Annotated in this window: 10 protein-coding genes; 4 read left to right on the top strand and 6 right to left on the bottom strand. The window is 33.9% G+C overall.

What is annotated here, in order from left to right:
* Positions 1–68: 68 nt before the first annotated feature.
* From C9J35_RS20110 to C9J35_RS20125, 4 genes are all read right to left on the bottom strand, one after another.
* Positions 69–836, bottom strand: a complete 768-nt coding sequence (locus C9J35_RS20110; RefSeq protein ID WP_167396017.1) for a thioesterase II family protein — start codon at positions 834–836, stop codon at positions 69–71.
* Complete coding sequence (locus C9J35_RS20115) at positions 814–7,377, bottom strand: non-ribosomal peptide synthetase (protein ID WP_167396018.1); 6,564 nt, start codon at positions 7,375–7,377, stop codon at positions 814–816. The genes C9J35_RS20110 and C9J35_RS20115 overlap by 23 nt, the downstream gene beginning before the upstream one ends.
* The gene (locus C9J35_RS20120; RefSeq protein ID WP_235616388.1) at positions 7,370–12,919 is read right to left on the bottom strand and encodes a type I polyketide synthase; all 5,550 of its coding nucleotides are present in this window, start codon (positions 12,917–12,919) and stop codon (positions 7,370–7,372) included. Before C9J35_RS20120 ends, C9J35_RS20115 begins: the two co-directional genes overlap by 8 nt.
* Positions 12,920–13,094: 175 nt before the next feature.
* Positions 13,095–14,045, bottom strand: a complete 951-nt coding sequence (locus tag C9J35_RS20125; RefSeq protein ID WP_054768583.1) for an NAD-dependent epimerase/dehydratase family protein — start codon at positions 14,043–14,045, stop codon at positions 13,095–13,097.
* 391 nt (positions 14,046–14,436) lie between these two features.
* Between C9J35_RS20125 and C9J35_RS20130 the strand changes: the two genes are divergently transcribed.
* Positions 14,437–15,129, top strand: a complete 693-nt coding sequence (locus C9J35_RS20130; protein WP_107926278.1) for a 4'-phosphopantetheinyl transferase family protein — start codon at positions 14,437–14,439, stop codon at positions 15,127–15,129.
* A gap of 294 nt (positions 15,130–15,423) precedes the next feature.
* Here C9J35_RS20130 and C9J35_RS20135 read toward each other — a convergent pair whose 3' ends face one another.
* Complete coding sequence (locus C9J35_RS20135) at positions 15,424–15,747, bottom strand: alpha/beta hydrolase family protein (protein ID WP_235616389.1); 324 nt, start codon at positions 15,745–15,747, stop codon at positions 15,424–15,426.
* 31 nt (positions 15,748–15,778) lie between these two features.
* Here C9J35_RS20135 and C9J35_RS20140 point away from each other — a divergent pair, with 31 nt between their 5' ends.
* Positions 15,779–17,665 carry a site-specific integrase gene (locus C9J35_RS20140; protein WP_107926280.1) on the top strand — a complete coding sequence of 629 codons (1,887 nt, stop codon included), beginning with the start codon at positions 15,779–15,781 and terminating at the stop codon, positions 17,663–17,665.
* The gene (locus C9J35_RS20145; protein WP_107926282.1) at positions 17,641–18,198 is read left to right on the top strand and encodes a hypothetical protein; all 558 of its coding nucleotides are present in this window, start codon (positions 17,641–17,643) and stop codon (positions 18,196–18,198) included. The genes C9J35_RS20140 and C9J35_RS20145 overlap by 25 nt, the downstream gene beginning before the upstream one ends.
* Before the next feature lie 391 nt (positions 18,199–18,589).
* On the opposite strand, the gene C9J35_RS20150 is transcribed toward C9J35_RS20145, so the two are convergent.
* Complete coding sequence (locus C9J35_RS20150; RefSeq protein WP_107926284.1) at positions 18,590–19,585, bottom strand: DGQHR domain-containing protein; 996 nt, start codon at positions 19,583–19,585, stop codon at positions 18,590–18,592.
* A 151-nt stretch (positions 19,586–19,736) separates the two neighbouring features.
* Here C9J35_RS20150 and C9J35_RS20155 point away from each other — a divergent pair, with 151 nt between their 5' ends.
* Positions 19,737–20,081 carry a helix-turn-helix domain-containing protein gene (locus tag C9J35_RS20155; protein ID WP_054768574.1) on the top strand — a complete coding sequence of 115 codons (345 nt, stop codon included), beginning with the start codon at positions 19,737–19,739 and terminating at the stop codon, positions 20,079–20,081.
* Positions 20,082–20,399: the final 318 nt, after the last annotated feature.

Below are 20,399 nucleotides of genomic sequence, written 5' to 3' on the forward strand. Positions count from 1 at the left end.
AAATGTTGATATATCACCATTTTAAAGCCCTTGAAAATCCTCTAACAGGGATTATCCTTATATACACTTTAAATTGTACGTAGATATTTATATATCTCAGAAAGAAGACGATCCTGCGAGCTATTTAAAAAGAAATGATTCCCTGGTAACGAAAACATTTGAAAGGATGAATTTGTAATTTGTTCCCACTGCAAAATACTTTCTTTACTTACCTCTTTATCTCGTGTGCCGCCAAACGCAATGATAGGAATTTCCAGAGATGGTCCTTGTTCATAAACATAGCATTCACATAATTCTAAATCCGCTTTTATCATCGGTAATGAGAGTTCAACAAGTTCTTGCTCATTAAAGAACCAATCTGGTGTTCCATTTAGACTTTTTAACCTTTCTAAAAGTTCATTATTTGGTAGAGCATGATATAAAGTTGAAGATTTTCGTGGTAAATGTGGTGCCCTGTGAGCTGAGACCAATAAACAATCTGGACGAATTTGATGACGCTTTTCTAAATAACGAGTGAATTCGAAGGCTATTAATGCGCCCATACTATGTCCGAAAAATACAAAAGGAACATCATCTATAAATGGCAAAAATGCTTCTTCGATTGCTTCTAACAGAGTAGGAAAATTAGAGATTGGCTCCTCCATCAATCGATTCCCTCTACCAGGTAATTGCATACAGCATACTTCAACATCTTCGGGTAAATAGTCACTCCAATCTTTATATGTAAGGGCATTGCCCCCAGCAAAAGGGAAGCAGAAAAGGCGTAGACGTGGAGCCTTTACAGCTTTAAAAGTAACTATCCATGAATTGTACTTAGTGAGAGTTAACGGATTCATTTTTAACATTCCCTTCAGATGACCTTGCTTTAACCAAATTGTTTTCTATTTCCATTTGTTCTTCAATATAAGTAGCCATATCTTCAATTGTACTGGTTTGTAATAAAGCCCTTAAAGGGAAATTAATTTGATAAGTATTTCGTATTTCCGCAATCATTTTTATAGATTGTAAAGAATCTCCTCCAAGCTCATAAAAGCCATCATGTATCCCTATCTTATTCTTATCCACCCCAAGTAAATCCGACCATATTCTAGCTATTTTTTCTTCTACTACAGTCCGAGGTTTTTGGTAATGATTAACTACAAAACTCTCTATATCTACATTTTTTATTAGAAGTTGACGATCTACTTTCATATTAGAAGTTAAAGGGAAATTATCAACTTTGATAAAAACTTTTGGAATCATATATTCCGGTAATTTTTGAATAAGGAATGTTCGTAAAGTTCTACCCTCGATAGTTTCTCCATGAACTTGTATATAAAAAGCCATAAGCCTTTTAGTTGCACCATCATCTACAACTGTAACAACGGCATCTTTTATCGAAGGATGTTGTCGTAACATATATTCAATTTCACCAATTTCAATACGATATCCATTAATTTTTATTTGAAAGTCTTCTCGACCTATAAATTCAATGTTGCCATCTGGTAAATACCTTCCCAAATCTCCTGTTCGGTATAAACGTTCTTTTGTGTTCGGATGATATATAAAACTGTCATTTGTTCGGACTTGGTCTTTCCAATACCCAGTAGCCAATCCTACACCACCAATATAAATTTGTCCTGTAACCCAATCAGGGCAAGGCTCTAGTGACTCATTTAAGACATATATTGTTTGTTGGGAAAGCGCTTTTCCATAGGGTATACTTTTACGATTAGGTTGTAAATTTCCGATAGGGTAGAACACAGACCAAATAGAAGCCTCAGTTGCACCGCCTAAACTTATAACTAATTCTGTAGATGAATAACAACGAATACGTTCCGGCAACGAAACTGCTATCCAATCCCCACTTAGCATAACTAGTCTAAGGTTATTAACATATCCATTTGTCAGTGATAAATGATTCATCAGCATCTCCATTAAAGCAGGAACTGAATTCCACACTGTAACTTTCTCGGTGCTCAAAACCCTTTCCAAATGCTCTGGATTTAGTCCTTCATCAGCATCAGGCAAAACAATACTAGCACCTGCCACGAGACTTCCGAATATATCATAGACGGATAGGTCAAAATGTAAGGCTGATAGTGCAAGCACACGATCTTTCTCTGTTACATTAAACTTGCTGTTTATATCAATAATGGTATTTACTACACTAGAATGATTAATCATCACTCCCTTTGGAATACCTGTAGAACCAGAAGTAAATATGACATAGGCTAAATCATCGGGATTTTGAACGAATGGAAGTGGTTCGTCCGACCAATCCTCTAAAAATTGCTCATTTACTTCGTAAATAGATATCTCTTTTGGTAATTCTATCTGAGAATCCATTCCTGGTTGGGTAAGAACAATTTTTACATCCGTATAACGAAGTAGAAATAGGATACGTTCATTTGGTAGTGCTGGGTCAATCGGTAAATATGCTGCACCAGATTGTAAAATACCAAGTACACCGACAACTTGTTCCCACCCTTTTTCCATTAAAATAGCTACTAATTGATTAGGCTGGGTTCCTTTATCCCTTAAAAATCTACCTATTTTATTGGAACATTTATAAACATCCTCATATGTCATTGTTTTATGTCTGCTGATAATCGCAAGAAAATCAGGTTGACTCTTTGCTTTCTGATTAAAAAGTGAATGCAACAGATCAGTCGATTCAATGTTTTCATTTACAATATTTTCAGTTCTTCGTTCAATTTGTTCTAGAGGAATCAATGGAATAACTTGCTGATTCCAAATCTCTTCCTCATCCGCAAGCCGCGTGACAAGCGACCAAAATGTTGAAAACATACCGCGAATAAAACCCGGGGGATAAATTTCTTCAACTACATCCCAATTACAATAAAGTCCGTTACGATCATCCCAAACTCCGCAGTCTAGCCATACTTGTGAAGTTTGTGTCACACCATTTACATTAACTGGTTTAATAGGGAACGGGACATCTTTTTCCTCCGGTACTGGCACAACCAACGCACTGGTAAAGACAACAGGCATCTTCGCTTCAAAGGCGCCTCCTTTTTTTGTTGTCATTTCTCGAAGCACTTGAACACCACTAATATAATGATTTTCAAGGTCACTCCATAAATCAGCTTGAATTTTCCTTGCGCGCTCAATAAATGAGCATTCATTCGAATACGATACTGCCAGTAAATTAACTGATGTAAACTCTCCAACAATATCATTTACTTGAGGATGAGCAGCATTTCGATTTAAGAATGTTAGATTAAGTGAAAAATCAGAACTACTACTCCAATAATTAAGGACCTCAGTAAAAGCAGCTAACAAAATACCTGTGGTAGTAATCCCCGCTTTCATTGCTTTTGATTTCAATTTATTCCATGACTGAAAATCCAAACTATCATGAAGACGTACAAATTGAGGATTACTTAATACCTTCGGACTTTTTGCTAGCGGAAGCTCCGGTGCCATTGGTAAAGAATCAACCCGTTTTTTCCAATAATCAAGAGCATTATTATACTTATCTGTGGTTTTGAAATTTTCAATCGCCATAACGTAGTCTCTAAAAGAAATTTCCAATGGTGCTAGCTCATTTTCTTTTCCTTGATAAATGGTTATTAGCTCCTTCATTAAAATAACAAAGCTCCAAACATCCCACATTAATGCATCCGAACTAAAATGGATAAGTGATTTTTGATCGTCAAGAAGAGTAATTCTTATATCAAACACTGGCCACTTATAAATATCTAATATTTGATGGGATAATTCTTCCCTTGTAGCTTTCACTGCACTTTCTATTTCAGTAGGATTTTTCCCTCGCAAATCCGTTATTGTCATGGGATAATATGGTACTTCTCGATAGACTTGTTGTTTCCCATCTTGTGTTATGACTGTTCTTAACATATCATGCCTTATTATTAAATAGTTCCATGCCTTCTCAAACTTATAAATATCTAAATATTGTGCCTCATATTCATCATAACTATGGGTAGCCACATCACCTAATTCGTATACATCATTACGTCCAATCCAGTATGCTTGTTGAATATCAGTAAGTGGGAAAGGCTTATATCTGTCTTGTAAATTAGGTGTAATAACTGGAAGTAACTGCTTATCATCAAAATGATCTTGATTTTTTCCTTTTAGATTATCAATTTCAATTGCCAATCTTGAAATAGTTGTAAAATTGAACAAAGTTTGCAACGAGAATTCAATCTTAAAAAGCTTCCTTACTTGAGCCGTAATTTTCATGGCAAGTAAAGAGTAACCCCCTATTTGGAAAAAATCATCATTCACACTAATTCTAGAAACACCAAATACTTCTTTCCAAATATCAACCAATATCTCTTCTGTAAGTGTTCGGGCTGGTGTGTATTCATTAAGCATATTCCATTCGGTGATATCGGGTTCTGGTAGTTGCTTTCGATCAACCTTGCCATTATTGGTTAATGGAAATACGTCTAGCAAAACAATATAGGACGGTACCATATAATCGGGTAGTTTCGTATTTAGATAATTTTTCAATTCTTGAATAGACACCGTATTATTTTTATGACAAATTATATAAGCTACTAGACTCTGTAATTCGGACTTAGCCGTTCTGACAACTACAACACTTTGAGTAATCCCTGGATATTGAAGTATAGTGTTTTCAATTTCATTTAATTCGATTCGGTAACCACGTATCTTTATTTGAAAGTCTGAACGCCCAATTAATTCAATATTCCCATCTGGTAAATATTTAGCTAAGTCACCTGTCTTATAGGCTCTTTTCATTGTTCCAGATTCATCGGGTAATAATATAAATCTTTCAGAAGTTAGCTCTTTTCTATAAAGATAGCCTTGAGCAACTCCATCACCTGAAACGTATAATTCACCCGGTATACCAACCGGAACTACCTGACGATATTCATCTAATATCAGTAGCTGGGTATTAGGAAATGGTTTACCGATAGGCAATGTATCGTTTGATGCTAATTGATTATTAACACCCTCGAAGTAAGAGCTATCAATAGTTGCTTCTGTTAGGCCGTAAGAGTTAATTACCCTTGTCTGTTCTCCACAATAATTACAAAGCTTTTGATATTCCTCTATTTTCCAACTATCTGAGCCGACGATAACTAACTTCATAAAATCTATTTTTTGATGACTATCTTCCAGGTATTGTAACAAACTACGAATAATTGCAGGGACAAATTCTGCACAATCAATTTTTTCATTACGTAAAAGTTGGTATAGTTGTTCTGGGTCTAGTAAAACGTCTTCTGGACATAACACTAATTTTGAGCCGGAGCAAAGCGCACGAACAATGTCACCAACGCATACGTCAAATGAAAAGCTAGCCATTTGTAAATGGGCGGACGTATTATTAATTAATTGATATTCATGTTCCCATCCATTAAAAGCGTGCATCAAATTATTGTGGCTAACCATCGTCCCTTTCGGAAGACCTGTAGAACCGGATGTGTAGATGACATAAGCCAAACTGTCTGGCATAATTTTAATTGGCATATTTGTAGTACTTTCTTGATTTAACTGCTCTTGTAGCAGCACATCATCAACAATTATAATATTTAAGCTCGTTTCAGCTAAGAGTGAACTATTAAGTGCTTCATTAGTTACAATAGTAACTACCTTAGAATCTTTGAGCATATAATGTAGTCGGTCACTTGGATAGGAAGAATCCATTGGTAGATACGCTAGACCTGTTTTTAATACCCCTAAAACGGATATTACTAAGTCCATTGATTTAGGCAAACATATCCCAATAATTGAATCTTCCACTTCCTTTTGTTTTAAAATCAAAGATGCTAGTTGATTAGCTTTTTCATTTAGCTCCCTATAGGTCAAAGATTCACCTCTGAAAACGATGGCTATTGCTTCTGGATTTGTCTCAACTTGTTTTTCAAACCATGTACATACATTGTCAGCTTTAGGGAAATCCATAATATTTCCATTCCATAACTTTAATTGAGTCAATTCCTCATTAGTTAAATAGTTTATTTCACCAATAGGCTTATCAGGTTCAGACAGTATTTGCTCTAGTAGAATCTGGAAGTGCTGTGCCATTCTAATAATGAAGGTACTATCAAATAAATCGGTATTGTACTCCAAAATGCACTTTTGTGGATAAACATCTCCGCCATCTAAAATATCAAGAGACAAATCAAACTTTGCTGTACCACCATCTATAGGTTGATAATTCATCAATACATTATTGAGTCGGAAGTTTGGAACTGCATTTTGATACGTGAATAAAACCTGGAAAAGTGGATTAAGACTTGAGCTTCTTTCAGGTGCTATATTTTGAACAATAGTCTCAAAAGGGACATCTTGATGAGAAAAAGCTTCTAAAGAAGCTTCCTTCACCTGCTTTAGTAAATTCTTAAAGCTTACATTCCTAGACAACCTTACACGAAGAGGTAAAGTATTAACAAATACACCTATTAACTTTTGGAATTCATTTCGGTTTCTTCCCGAGATAGGAACACCAACAATAATGTCATCCTGTCCAGTGTAACGATATAACAAAGTATAAAACACGGTAAGCATTGCCATAAAAGCTGTCGACTCTTCAGAATGACATAATCTTTTCAAATTATCACTTGTTGCTTTTGATAACTCAAAAACATACGAAGATCCCTTAAAAGTTTGTATTGCTGGACGTAAGTATGTCGTCGGCAGTTCTAGCACAGGCGGAGAGCCTAGGAGTGCTTTTTTCCAATATGTTAGCTGATTTTGAAAAAGTTCATCAGTCAAATGCTTCTGTTGCCATGACACATAGTCAGAATATTGCGTTGTCAGATCCTGTAATGTAGAAGGTCTGTTGTTGATAAAAGCTTCATATAACTCACTAAGTTCTTGTAATAATACCGTAACAGACCATCCGTCAAAGATAATATGATGCATTGTTACTACTAGGTAGTTTTCATCATCATTCAATTGAAGTAGAATGACTCTCCATAAAGAAGAGTCATTTTTTAAATTAAATGGTTTTTGAATTTCCTCATTGACGATTCTACTTCGCTCTTGACGACGTATGTCTTTCGGAAATTCCCTTAAATCTATAAATTCCATCATTACTGAAGATTCATACATTACTTTTCTTATAGGTTCACCGTCTATATCTTCAACAATACTGGTACGAAGGATTTCGTGTCTGTTAGCCACCTCTTTGAAACAAGCCTGTAAAACATCAATATTTAGCTCTCCCAATAATAGAAAGGCCGAAGGAATATTGTAAGCTGAACTTTCAGGATCTAATTGACTTAAAAACCATAATCTTTTCTGAGGAAAAGATAATGCATAATTTTCGGTAATAGTGTCTTTTCGGTCTAATAACTTTGACTTAAGTTGATTTACCAGCAAAGCTTTTTGTTCATCTGTAAGAGTGCCAATCTGTTCCAAATACTTATTCAATTTGATCCCTCCCAGCTGCAACTAAACTAATAATGTCGTTTATTTTGTCTTCTGAAAGTTCTCCTAATTCTGAAATGATTTGTCCGACTTCATCGTCTTGGATTAAATTATGCTTTTTTTCTAGCATTTCCATAATATTTATTGAAAGCTCTTGTGAAGTTACCCCACGTAATAAATCTACTACAGCAATCGTAACCTGAAGACTTGCTTCAATTGTATTTTTCAACTCCATAGCCATCATGGAATCTAAACCAAAAGCGTTCAGTGGTACGTTGGCTTCTATCTGTATACGATTTAAACGCAACACGGCACAAGACATCTCCATAATGTGCGATTCAAGTTGTGTTAGTTGTTCCTTACGATCCTTTAATTGTAATAAACTATTCAAAAAGTCTAGAGAATTATCATCTGAGTTATCCGTTTGACTTTGTAAGTCTCTATGTTTATTAACAAGTTCGGCAATGATAGGAGGTACATTTCCAAGAGGATAATTTTTATCGGCTACTTTTGGCCAATCTGCTCCTACTACACTGAATTGTGCTCTTTGCTGACATAATAATTGATTGAGTGCCTCAAGTCCTTGATCATTTGTCATCGAATATAAACCGCGATTATCAAAATAATTTAACAAATCAAGCTGTGTAGCCATCCCCGATTCAAGCCATGGCCCCCAGTTAATACTCAATCCATGCATTCCTCGCGATCTTCGATAATGTGCCAATCCATCTAAAAATGCATTGCCCGCTGAATAATTCGCTTGACCACTCATCACTACAACAGATGCAATTGATGAAAATAGAACAAAGAAATCTAGCGATTGGTTTTCAAAATGTTCATGTAAGTTCCATCCTCCAATCATTTTTGGACGAAGAACATCGGTAAATTCTTGCTGATTCATTTGATATAATAATTGTGGTCGAGCTACCCCAGCTGTATGGATCACGCCACGGATTTCTGGCCATCCAGCGCCAGAATATTGAAGCAGAGATTTCTCTATTTCGTTCTTATTACATACATCTGCAGTAGCTATGTGGATAGTAGCCCCCATCGCCTCTAGCTCTTTTATAGCTATAATGCGCTTTCCTTCTACACTATTTATATCTACCTTATCCCAATCTGTACGATCGTGGAATTGCCCACGGCCCATTAAAATTAAATGTCTCGCACCTTTTTTTATCATCCAGCGAGCCGTTAATAACCCTAAACCACCGAAGCCACCAGTTATTAAGTAACTTGCATCTGGTCTAAATACAATTGGCAGTGAATTATTAAGTTGAATATCCTCTTCTAAACGAACTACATAACGTTCTCCTTGTCTAAAGGCAACATGATCTTCTCCATCTGTATTCCAAATCTCTTCAAATAAAAGATTACTATTTTTTTCAGCTAACAAGGAATCATCTAAATCAATAATGCCTCCCCATAAATTCATGTGTTCCTGATGTCCAATTGCTTTTGCTAAACCCCATACAGCTGATTGGGCTACATTATTCAAACTAAGTTCCGTCCCTACTTGCTGTGCGCCAATTGTTGCAACCCACAATCGAACATGCTCTGGAAGCTGCTTGTGAACAATAGATTGAACAAGGTGAAGCAAACCAACACAACCCAATTCTTCAACCTGATTCAAGCCGTTTGTGTTTAAAATATCTGTTACTTTATTATCGAGTGCCCAACCATAAATAATTCCTCGACATTGAGTTGGGTCAGAAAGTATATCATCCATTAATATAACGAAATCTTCAGAATTAGAAGGGTTTATAGTAAATGTATTGTTTGTTCTTTCATATTTGGCCCCTGGATGCACAGAATAACAGTGTTCTCCTGCCTTAATTAGCCTTTCAACAACCGAATGTCCTATTTTCTGTTTATCTTCAAAGATTACCCAATATCCTTTGTCAGAAACATTGTTTACAGGAGAATATTCAGTTGCTTCCTTTCTTATTTGAGTATGCCATTGCAACTCATATATATCTTGCGTGCCTGTAGATTTGCTAGAAGATGTATTATCCTTTAACGAAACTGCATTACATCCTAAAATTTCCATAACGATATTTCCTTCAGAATCAAAAAGGTGGATATCCCCCTCTAATGAGGTTTCTGTCTTATTCAAAATAGAAGCATGAATCCACAAATCTGTATCTAATCGAACTTTTTTGTGTAGAGCTCCCTTTGATACACCGACAGGCATATATACTGTCGTATTCTCTTCTTCCGTTTGGAAAGGCAATGCTGCAGCCAGTACTTGGAAACATAAGTCCAAGATCGAAGGATGTATTTCATACTCATCTAATTGTGCGCCAATTATTTCGTGTAAACTTACCTTCGCCAATGCTTCTTGTTCACCTTGCCATAGTGTTTCAATACCTTGGAAAGTTTCCCCATATTCAAGCCCGAATTTACGGAATTGCAAATAACATTGTTCCTTGGAAAGTTGCAAAGTACAATTTTCTTTTAAGACCAAAAGTTCTTTATTTTGGGATTTAACACTAACGTTCGGTCTTATCTGCCCTGTAGCATGTAATGTCCAATCCTGACTTACTCCCGTAGGCTGGCTATAAATAGAAACCGTTGAGTTTTCCACTGAATAAACTAATCTTAATTTTACTGACTCTCCTAATGTTAAAAACAAGGCCTTATTAAACTTAACGCTTTCACCACAGATGAAACCAGTATCTCCAAATAATTCTTTAGATGCAGCTAACATCATTTCAACATACGCCGCCCCAGGATATACATATGCTCCCTGAATTTGATGGTCGCATAAATAAGGAAGGCGATTCAAATCTAAATCGTTTTCCCAAGTAGGCTCAGGTGTATTTAATTTTTTCCCTAGTAATGAATGTACATGTGTGCCCAATCGCTCTTGTTCGGATATAAAAGACTCTTGCCAATAACGCTCTCTCTGCCAAGGGTAAGTAGGGAAACAAATCGTACGAACCGCCTGATTATGTATGTTATCCCAATTGATTGAATACCCTTTTGAATACAAAGCACCAAGAGATTCGAATAATATCTCCTTATCTACGGCATTGCGACGTAAAGAAGGGATTATTAATCCTTGAACATTGTTAAGTGATAAACATTCTGAAATAGAATTTGCTAGCACAGGATGTGGACCCACTTCTATAAAATTATCGATACCATCTTCAATCATTGTATTCGCTGCTGCCGCAAAAAGTACTGATTCTCTTATGTTTTTCCACCAATAGTAGGCTGTAAAATCTTCATTACTCATTATCTTGCCAGTAACTGTAGAATAGATTGGCGTGTGTGGGGTATTAACTTTAATATCTTTAAGCGCATTTAAAATATCATCTTTCAGTGGATCCATATAATGACTATGATATGGAACTTTAACATTTAGGTATTTATAAAATATTTTTTTCTTTTCTAATGATTCTATAACAATATCAAGAGATTCTGGAGCCCCAGCAAGAGTCACAGCATTCGGACTATTTATAGCAGCTATAGATACATGATCAAGATCAAGTATTTCAATTCTTGCTTCCTCAAAAGATAATCCTACCGCTACCATCTGACCTAATCCAGTAGTACGTTGTTGTAAATTACTGCGGTAGTATATAATCTTCACGGCATCTTCTAAACTGTAAACACCAGCACAATAAGCTGCTGCAACTTCCCCAGCACTATGCCCTACAATAGCATCAGGAGCTATCCCCCAAGATTTCCATAATTCAGCCAAACCAACTTGTAGCATAAAATTAGCTGGCTGGGCAACTTCAGTTTCCTCCATTTTGGATGATCGTTCATCAGCTAGCATAGCATCAATTATTGACCATCCTGAAAGACGTTTAAATAAATCATCACATTGCTCTACAGCTTGACGGAACACATCATCTTTTTGAAGAAGTTCTCTGCCCATCGCCCACCATTGAGGACCCATACCAGTAAACACAAAGCTTAAAGGTGATTTTTTGTTATCAGCAACTCCTGAAACAATACCAGCTTCTTTACCATTTCCCAGGAATATATCTAGTTTCTCTATTAAATCATCCACAGTTTTTGCAGTGATAGCTAAGCGATGATTATGATGACTACGTCTTTTAATAGCGTTATACCCAATATCACTTAATGAGTAGTTATTAGCAGAAATAGCCTTTTTGAAATCTTTAGCATAGTCTTTCAATGCCTGCCCATTACGTGCAGATAAAACTATCGTTTGGACATCTTCAGTTTTTTCTATGTCCTGAATAGTCTCTTTCGTTACATATTCTTGTAATACAACATGGGCATTTGTTCCACCGAATCCAAATGAATTAACACTTGCAGTTGCTACATCCTCAGTGTCTGGCCAAGCCGTTAATTTTGTTGGAATTTTAATATTCAGCTTTTCAAAATCAATATCAGGGTTGGCATTCTTAAGATGGAGATGAGCTGGTATTTGACGGTTCTTCAAACAAAGAATTGTTTTAATTAGTCCTGCTACACCAGCGGCCGCTTCCGTATGTCCAATGTTAGTCTTAACTGATCCAATATAACATTTGTCCCCAGGAACTCTGTCTGCTCCCAAGATACTTCCTAATGCATTCGCTTCTATTGGATCTCCAACGGGTGTTCCTGTTCCATGAGCCTCTACGTACTGTACTTGACTTGGTTTAATACCACTTTTTTCATAAACATCACATAATAATTGTTTTTGGGCTTCCTCTCTTGGTACTGTAATACCTTGGGAATTACCATCTTGATTAATACCACTACCTCTAATAATTGCATGGATAGGATCATTATCCTGTATTGCTTGAGAAAGTGGTTTTAATAATACAACTCCTGCTCCTTCGCCACGTACATAACCATTTGCAGAAGAATCAAATGCTTTAGATCGCCCGTCAGCTGATAACATCCCTGCTTTGGATTCAGCAATAAAATATTCTGGCTTAATCATTACATTGACACCGCCTGCGAATGCCATTGTACTTTCTCCATTTCTTATACTTTGACAAGCTAGATGTAAAGCAACAAGGGACGAAGAACACGCTGTATCTACTGTAATACTAGGCCCTCGGAAATCATATGTGTAAGAAATTCGGTTTGCCAATAACGTCATCATGGCCCCTGTAGCTGAGTGTGCATCAACCAAGTGTCTATTCGATTCGGAAAATTGCAATAATTTATAATCTAACGTAAAAGCACCCATGAAAACACCCACATTGGTACCTGCTAAACGTTCCTGCATTTGACCGGAATTTTCCATAGCTTCCCAACAAACTTCCAGCAACAAACGTTGTTGTGGATCTAATAAAGCTGCTTCCCTAGGAGATATACCAAAGAAAGACGCATCAAATTGATCTACATTGTCTAAAAATCCTCCCCACATGGAATTTGATTTTCCTTGGTTTACTTTATTAGAGCTATAGAAATTTGAAATACTCCATCTATCACTTGGGATTTCAGTTATCGCGTCTACTTCTTTACTTAATAGTTCCCAGTAAGATTCTGGAGAGTTTACCCCCCCTGGGAAACGGCATCCAATACCTATTATCGCAATTGGCTCAGCTATATTATTTTTTAATGTCATCATATTCCCTCGCTTATAGTAGTTTCTCGAAAATTAACTATTTTTAATAGTCCTAATGTTTTGAATAAGGTTTTGATAAAGTAGGTAGTTTTTTTCTTTGTACTTTCCTTAACTACATATGAAGAATGTATATCAAGGTATATCAAGCCTTCACAGAATTTGATTATTCTCAAGTAAATTACTTTCTTAGTAAGAAGCTATTTCGATACCAATCTAACGTATCTTTTATAGCTTTTACATGCGGTGTAACCTCTAGACCAAATGTACGCTCATACTTACTATGGTCAACGATATATGGTTGATTATAAACATAATAAATCTCTTTCATTTCTCGCATATAAGGATTAAATAACGCCATTAATTGAAATATTTGTTTCGGAGCACATTGTACTTTAGACGTCTTCTGTATTTCTTTATAAACTTGTTCAATTAGCTCTCTAGTAGTAACAGTGGTGTCACTTGGTATGTGCCATATTTCCCCTAGTGATTCTTCATTCAATGCTAAAGTTACAAGCCCTCTGGCAAAATCATTTATATAAATATGTGTATGAGGGACATCTATACACCCAATTACTTTAGCGGCTTTTCCTTGTAACGCAGACTTAAATACCCTCTCACCTAGGATTGAATGCAAAGCATATGGACCATAGAAATCCGGCCCCCTTCCAATAGCAGCCCTTATCTTACCACTATGATGAGCTTCTAATACTTCTTCAGCCATTTGAGCTCTTACTAACCCCTTCCGATCACTCGCAAGATTTAATGATGATTCATTGTAGGGCTGTTTCGAAGAACCATACATAAAAAGGTTATCTGCATAAATTAATTTGGCTTCTGCTTGACCTGCTCCATAAATAATCCCTTTGTTTAAATTCGGGAAATGTTCTGACCATTTAGTATAATCAGGTTTGGCACAATGATATACAACTGTTGCTCCCTTAAATGCATTAGCTGATTCTTCAAAATTTGAAACATTCGCATGGATTAAATTTACGTTCTTAGGAAGTTCAATGGAACTGTTTTGATTAACCATTATGACTTCTTTCTCCCTAATTAGCAGCTCTCTCATGACAGCAAGCCCAAGTGGTCCAGTGCCAACTACAACATGTTTTTCTTTATTAACATACATTTTAACCTCCTGCGCAAAATACTTTTTTGTAAAATAAAAGGTAATGTTACAAAAAAATACATGTAATGACCTTTTTTTAACTCTACCATATTTGGATTGAATTGGAATATAATATTTTTTAAATTTATGTAAATGAACCTATAAATTTACAAGTAACTATTAATTTTAAATAATTAGTATAAATAACATAAATATCCAAAAATCTCTTTTTTGCAAACAAAAATTCCTTTATAATGGAAAGGTAAGATGGTAATCTATCCGAATTCATTAATAAAGGACACACAAAAAATTTAACATAGAAGATACAAATTTATTATTTCGAACAACTTAGGAGCAGCAAAAAATTTGCAAATATAAAAAACAATAAGGAATAAAAAGTTTGGGAGGTAACATGGAAATATTCGGAGTTAATATAGCTGGCATAAAACCAGAACATTCATTAAATGAGTTAATAAAACTTATTTCAGTTGAAAAACGCAATAAAATTAAATCTTATAGAAAAAAAGAAGACTATCTACGCTCGCTGACTGCTGAATTATTAATACGTGTGATACTTGTTAAGAAAGGCTTATTCCAAAATGAAGACATCCAATTTGAATATAATAATTACGGAAAACCTTTGTTAAAAAACTCTTCAATAAAATTTAACATTTCACATTCTGGTGATTGGGTAGTATGTGCAGTTAGCAATTTTTTAGTAGGAATTGATATTGAAGAAATTAGATCGTACAATGTTAGCGCTATTAAAGATTCCCTTACCGCAAATGAATTTAATACATTAATAGATCTAAGTAAAAATGATCGAAGTACTTTTTTTTTCAACTTATGGACATTGAAAGAAAGTTATATTAAAGCTGTTGGGAAAGGTCTGTCCATCCCTTTAAAATCAATTTCTTTTGAAATGAATGACAATGAAATTATTTTTACTAATCGTTATAATAACGATACCTTTAATTTTAAACAGTATGAAATTGACAACAGATACAAATTATCTGTTTGTAATGAAAAAACATCATTCCCTAAAGAAATTTGTATATGGAGCTTTCATAAGTTATATCACGATTCTATTAATCTTTTAAAATAAGAGGCCACTGAACCATTGCTGTCTTTACTAAAGTTCTTCTTCCTTTTTCATCATAGCCATATTCTGCGATGACAGTACCAGCTCTATTTTTACTTTCTTTAGCTAATCAAACACATTCCATTCATACGTATATACAACATCACTTGTTAAAATTTCCGTCATAATCGTACGTATATAATTGATTATTCACATATTCTAATTGATTAGCTTTGTTATATCTGTAAGTAGAGGTTTCAGTTTAACCTGCTTTACTCAGCGTTTTTGAATAACGCTTATTTACCAACCTCATACACATTATAAAGAGTCGAAAACTTTTTTTACCCATTCCAGATAGTCACTCATATAGTGTTCCTGTTTAAAGCCATGATTCTGACCTTCTGCTACAATCACAGTCACATCCGCATCTGCAGCCCGTGCTGATTGAATATATTCCTGTGGTCCTTTTACCCCAACAGCTAAGTCATTCGTCCCATAAGCAATAAACTGAGGTATATTAGCTGTTCTGAAATGCTTAGATAGATCTGTCTGATCTAAAAGCTCTTTACGCTCTTCTGGATTTCTTACATCATCATCATTAAAAGAAGCAAAGAGCATAGGTACATTATAGCGGTAGGTCAATGCAGGGTAAATTTACGAGAGGATACTGAAAATGACTGAATCAAAAGAGATAAATTGGAGTGAGGATATTGAAACCAATTTGTTTTATAATCAAAAAACTCCTACTTTAGATTTGAACTTTTCTATTACAGAAAACGTTAACTTCAATAATGATTTTTGGGATTTTTCTGAATTCAACAAACTCCATAATGGAGATCGAAATAAATATCGGTTTAACTTTTCTGTAATAAATCATCAAAAATATAAGCTATATTTAAAAAATATGGTGTTAAGAGAACTATTCGTTAAAAGAAATCGTTTCACTACCACGTACACAGCATTTAGATGTTGCGTGAATTTTATACAATATCTAGAATCCACTCATATTTATTTACCGATTGGTATAAGACCAAGTACTATAATCGTTTTTTTTGAAAATCGGAATATTCAACAAAATACTAAACAGCATGAATTGATAAGCATCAAAAAGTTTTTACAAGAAATTGAAATTGATAATAAGGATTTTCCAATTACTAATTTTTATAAATTATTTAGTTCCGCTAATAAAAAAAGCATTCGCACCGAATTGGAGAACGGCAAAACTAACAATATCCCTCGTAATTTGTTTAATAAAATTATTCAAGTTGCCTTAAAACAAATCGACAATAAAGAAATAGATGTGCTGGATAGAATGATTTCGTGCTTTATACTGATTCTATCTCAAGTGGGAATGAGAATAGGAGAAGCAAGTTTATTAGAAATCGATAAAATAAAAGAGATTGAAATTCTAAGCGGAAAAAAGAAGTCATATATTATGGAGTTCTTAACTTACAAGACTACCCATCAAAGTAATGGCAGACTGACTGAAACAGTAATGACCGATATTGCATTAAAAGCATATAATACACTCCAAGAATTAGGTAGAGAAAGACGTGGTCGAAATAGCAGAGCATTATTTCCAAACTCCAAAGGGGGTTTTTTATCTTCAAAATCGCTGGCCCAACATATCCAAAGATTCTTCTATAAGAATCAGAAGGACCTTGCTATTAATTCTTTAAGTAGTAGTGAACTTAAACTCCTTGAATATTTTGAACCTACTTTAGAAAAATATGAGTATTTTAGAAAATTAGGTTTTCGAAAGACAGATGCTGAAACTAAGATATTTTACGCCACCTCCCACCAGTTTCGTGTTGCGGTCTGTAATGAGTTTAAGCGATTCGGAGTAACTCTACAATGGATTAAAGAGCATATGAATCATTTAACCGAAGAAATGACTAAGCATTATTTTAGAAGCGATGAAAACGAAATCAACCTACTTAAAGATACTCTATTAAAGAGGTCTTCAAAAACTGCTGGGAAATTAACACTTGTTCCAAGCGAAATCGATGATATTAAAATTAGAGTAGAACTTGAAGATGAACAATTTATAGCAGCCTATAAAGAAATCAATAAATTTCTAAACAATAGAAGTCTGAATATTTTCAAAAATTTAGATGAAATTCTTGAAAATTTCAAAGACTACCCTCTTCGAGAAAGCGAATTAGGACTTTGTACAAAAGCTTTGGGAAAATTGTGCGCTAGACAAGAAAGATTAACTACATTAGAGAATTGGTACTATTTAAAGCCTCAAATAGCGTCGGCATCTCAATTCGATTTAACTTATCGTAGATTTATTGATAAAGTAAAAATAATTGAACATAATAAAAAGATTAAAGATCAAGATAATAGATACTTGTTACAATACAATTTAGAAAAAAAATCGCTAAAATCATTTTTACATAATAAAGTATTACCAGAATTACAATTGATAGAGACTAAAATACTTAAAAATGGTAAGAAATCTTTAGAAAAGGAAAACCCTAACCTAAAATCCTTACTTATGGATATCGAAAAAATAAAAAAGGACTGTGAAAATTGGATAATAAGATTAAACCTCTAGTTGAATCGCATTTAGAACAATATAATATAAATCCTTCTTTCAGCCAATTGAGTGATATTGTTCAAAATCAATTGATTGAAATAGAGAATTTTTTTCAAGATTATATAAACGAACAAATTAAACTTGCACAACTACTTAAAAACCAAAAAATTAACCTTGCAAAAGTATGTATTTCTACAACTATTTCAAGAAGCTCTGTATATAATAGTCCTAACGTTTTAAAAAAGTATATAAACGAACGCATCAACGACATTGAAGAAAAAGATTTTTTGGGTTTAAACAAAACCAAAAAAAACACCAAGGATTATGAGTTATTAAGAAAATATATAGAGCATTTAAAAATCCAAATGATCGAAAATGATATATTTGAACTAAAAATCCAAGAGCTTGAAAAAGAAATCAAAGATTTAAATCATATAAATAAACAGTATGCTCTTGAAAATTCTAGGTTGCACACTGAAAATGAAAATCTCAAAGTCCAATTAGTAAATAAACAAAGTAATGTTATTAATTTCAATAATTACTCACAATAAAAAAATTTTTACAAAAAATATTGAAGCGAGCAATCCCTTATTGGAAATGCTCGCAAGCTCTTATTATTTACATATTTGTTCCTTAAGCCTATTAAAGCTTTTTGTTTCTTAATTTTTGTTACATGGCAATTTGTCCTTAAAGGTATAGTAATAAAGTCACATTTTGTAGAGTTCTTTAAATTAATTCAATCATTTTCAGTATCTTCACACCTCACCTAGTTTTTCAAGTGTATTATCTATCTAATATGATAAATAATTACAAAAATTCGAGCGAAATTGCTTGAATTTAATACTTCAATCAAAATATTTATGGTAAGTTACTGGCTCAATGACCAATTGTTTAGATAAAAAAGCAGATTGAAAAAGTTCATTCCAAATATGCTTTAATTTATTAACTCTTTAAACAGTTTAATATATCATTCGCTAAAATTTTTGCCCCCGCTGCACCTTTTAAATACTTCAAATCTCCAGTAGATAGCCAATCGATCTCTTTTAAGTTCAATAGAATCTTAGCAATTTTAACTGAATCTGGCTGTTGTGATTTCGCTAAATAATTTTCATTAATAATCTTATTCCCTGCTATGGCAAGTGCGTTTAAACACGTTATATGTGTCATTCTATAAAGTTTGTTATCTTCCCATTCATCAGGAAACAACTCTCTAATTGTATTAAAGAAGAACAAACATAAATTAAGTTTCTTCTCCTTAGACAATTTCTCTAATTCGGACTTTTTCGTTAGAAACTTGACTATATTATATAAGTTTTGTAAAGTAATATTCTTTTCCTTACTACGCTTGCCAGTAAGTGTACCTTTATTAAAAAATGGACTTTCTGGTTTTAAAATTAGATTGGTCGCCACCCAACTAACATCATCATTATCACGATTTAAATAACGGCTTAAAGATGTTCCAATACCCTTTGCCTTAGTATTAATTACGTCAAATAGTTTAATTTCTTCATCATCGTCTAAATAGTGAAATGCTAGAAAAGGCACATTTAGTGTACTATCGGTTTCATAAATATATTCTTTAATTCCTCCTAAACGATGTTGGCCATCCATTAATGTGGCCTTCTTCTTGCAAATCAATCTCCCTAAATTAGGCCGCTGTCTATCATAAGCATGAAATTCCCAATTTCCAGCTGCATTTAATAATATTGGTGTATATAAAGAATCTTCCCCTCGGGATAAATAATTTGCAAAATCCTGACAACGTTTTTTATTTATCGGACGTTGATAACCTTTTCCCGAAGGATCATTGTATAACTTCGAATATGAAAAATTTACTGCTACTTGAGAAGAAACAAACCCTTGATAGGCTACCCTGCCACGCATTTTAGATTGAATAACATTCTCTATAGCTATATTAGATGGCAAATTATTACTCATTAAAATTCTCCTTTTATCAACTTTGAAATCATTTTAATACTAAAAGATAGTACAAATCAACTAAAATAAACTTTAAAGTTATTTTTTTTATATTTTGTTAGTATGTAATATCTATTTGACCTCACCTAGTCTAAAAGTGAGGTGATTTAATATGGATTTAACAAAACGAGTAGGAATTAATATACGTACTATAAGAAAATCTCAAAATTTGACGATTGATGAATTGGCAGAAAAATGTGATTTTCAGTCTCCATATTTATCAGATGTAGAGCGTGGTGAAAGGAATATTACGTTACAGACTTTGACAAAAATATTAGATGCCTTACAAGTTGAACCAGGTAGTGTCCTAATCCCTGAAAGCAAATCAAGTGAAGACCAAGGGAATATCAGAGAGGAACTTTTAAAAATATTATTTAATACTCTTGAAGATAAAGATGAGAATGATATACGAATGTTGTTAAATATCTCGAATGAAATCTTTGGGCGCTTCAAATAGAACCTAACCACATGTGTGGTGAGTTGAATAATTCATAGTAATATTTATTATTATTAAAACGATTTTTGTTAAGAAAAACGAAATTTAACCATAAAAATGCAAAAGCATCAGTTGGTTTAGAATTAAGTTTGATTATAAATCACTCTAAATACCTGATTTTACTGTATATAAAAAGCTATCGTTTTTAATAATGCAATGACCTAAAAATATGAGACAAATAAAAACACCTTTCGTTGAAAAACGGGTATTGAATACCAAACAATCAACGTGGAGGTGTTTTTTCTATGGGTACAAGAGTAAGTTATCCAATTGAGATAA

Origin of the sequence: Lysinibacillus parviboronicapiens, assembly GCF_003049575.1 — a bacterium.
In the GTDB taxonomy this organism is placed as follows: domain Bacteria; phylum Bacillota; class Bacilli; order Bacillales_A; family Planococcaceae; genus Lysinibacillus; species Lysinibacillus parviboronicapiens.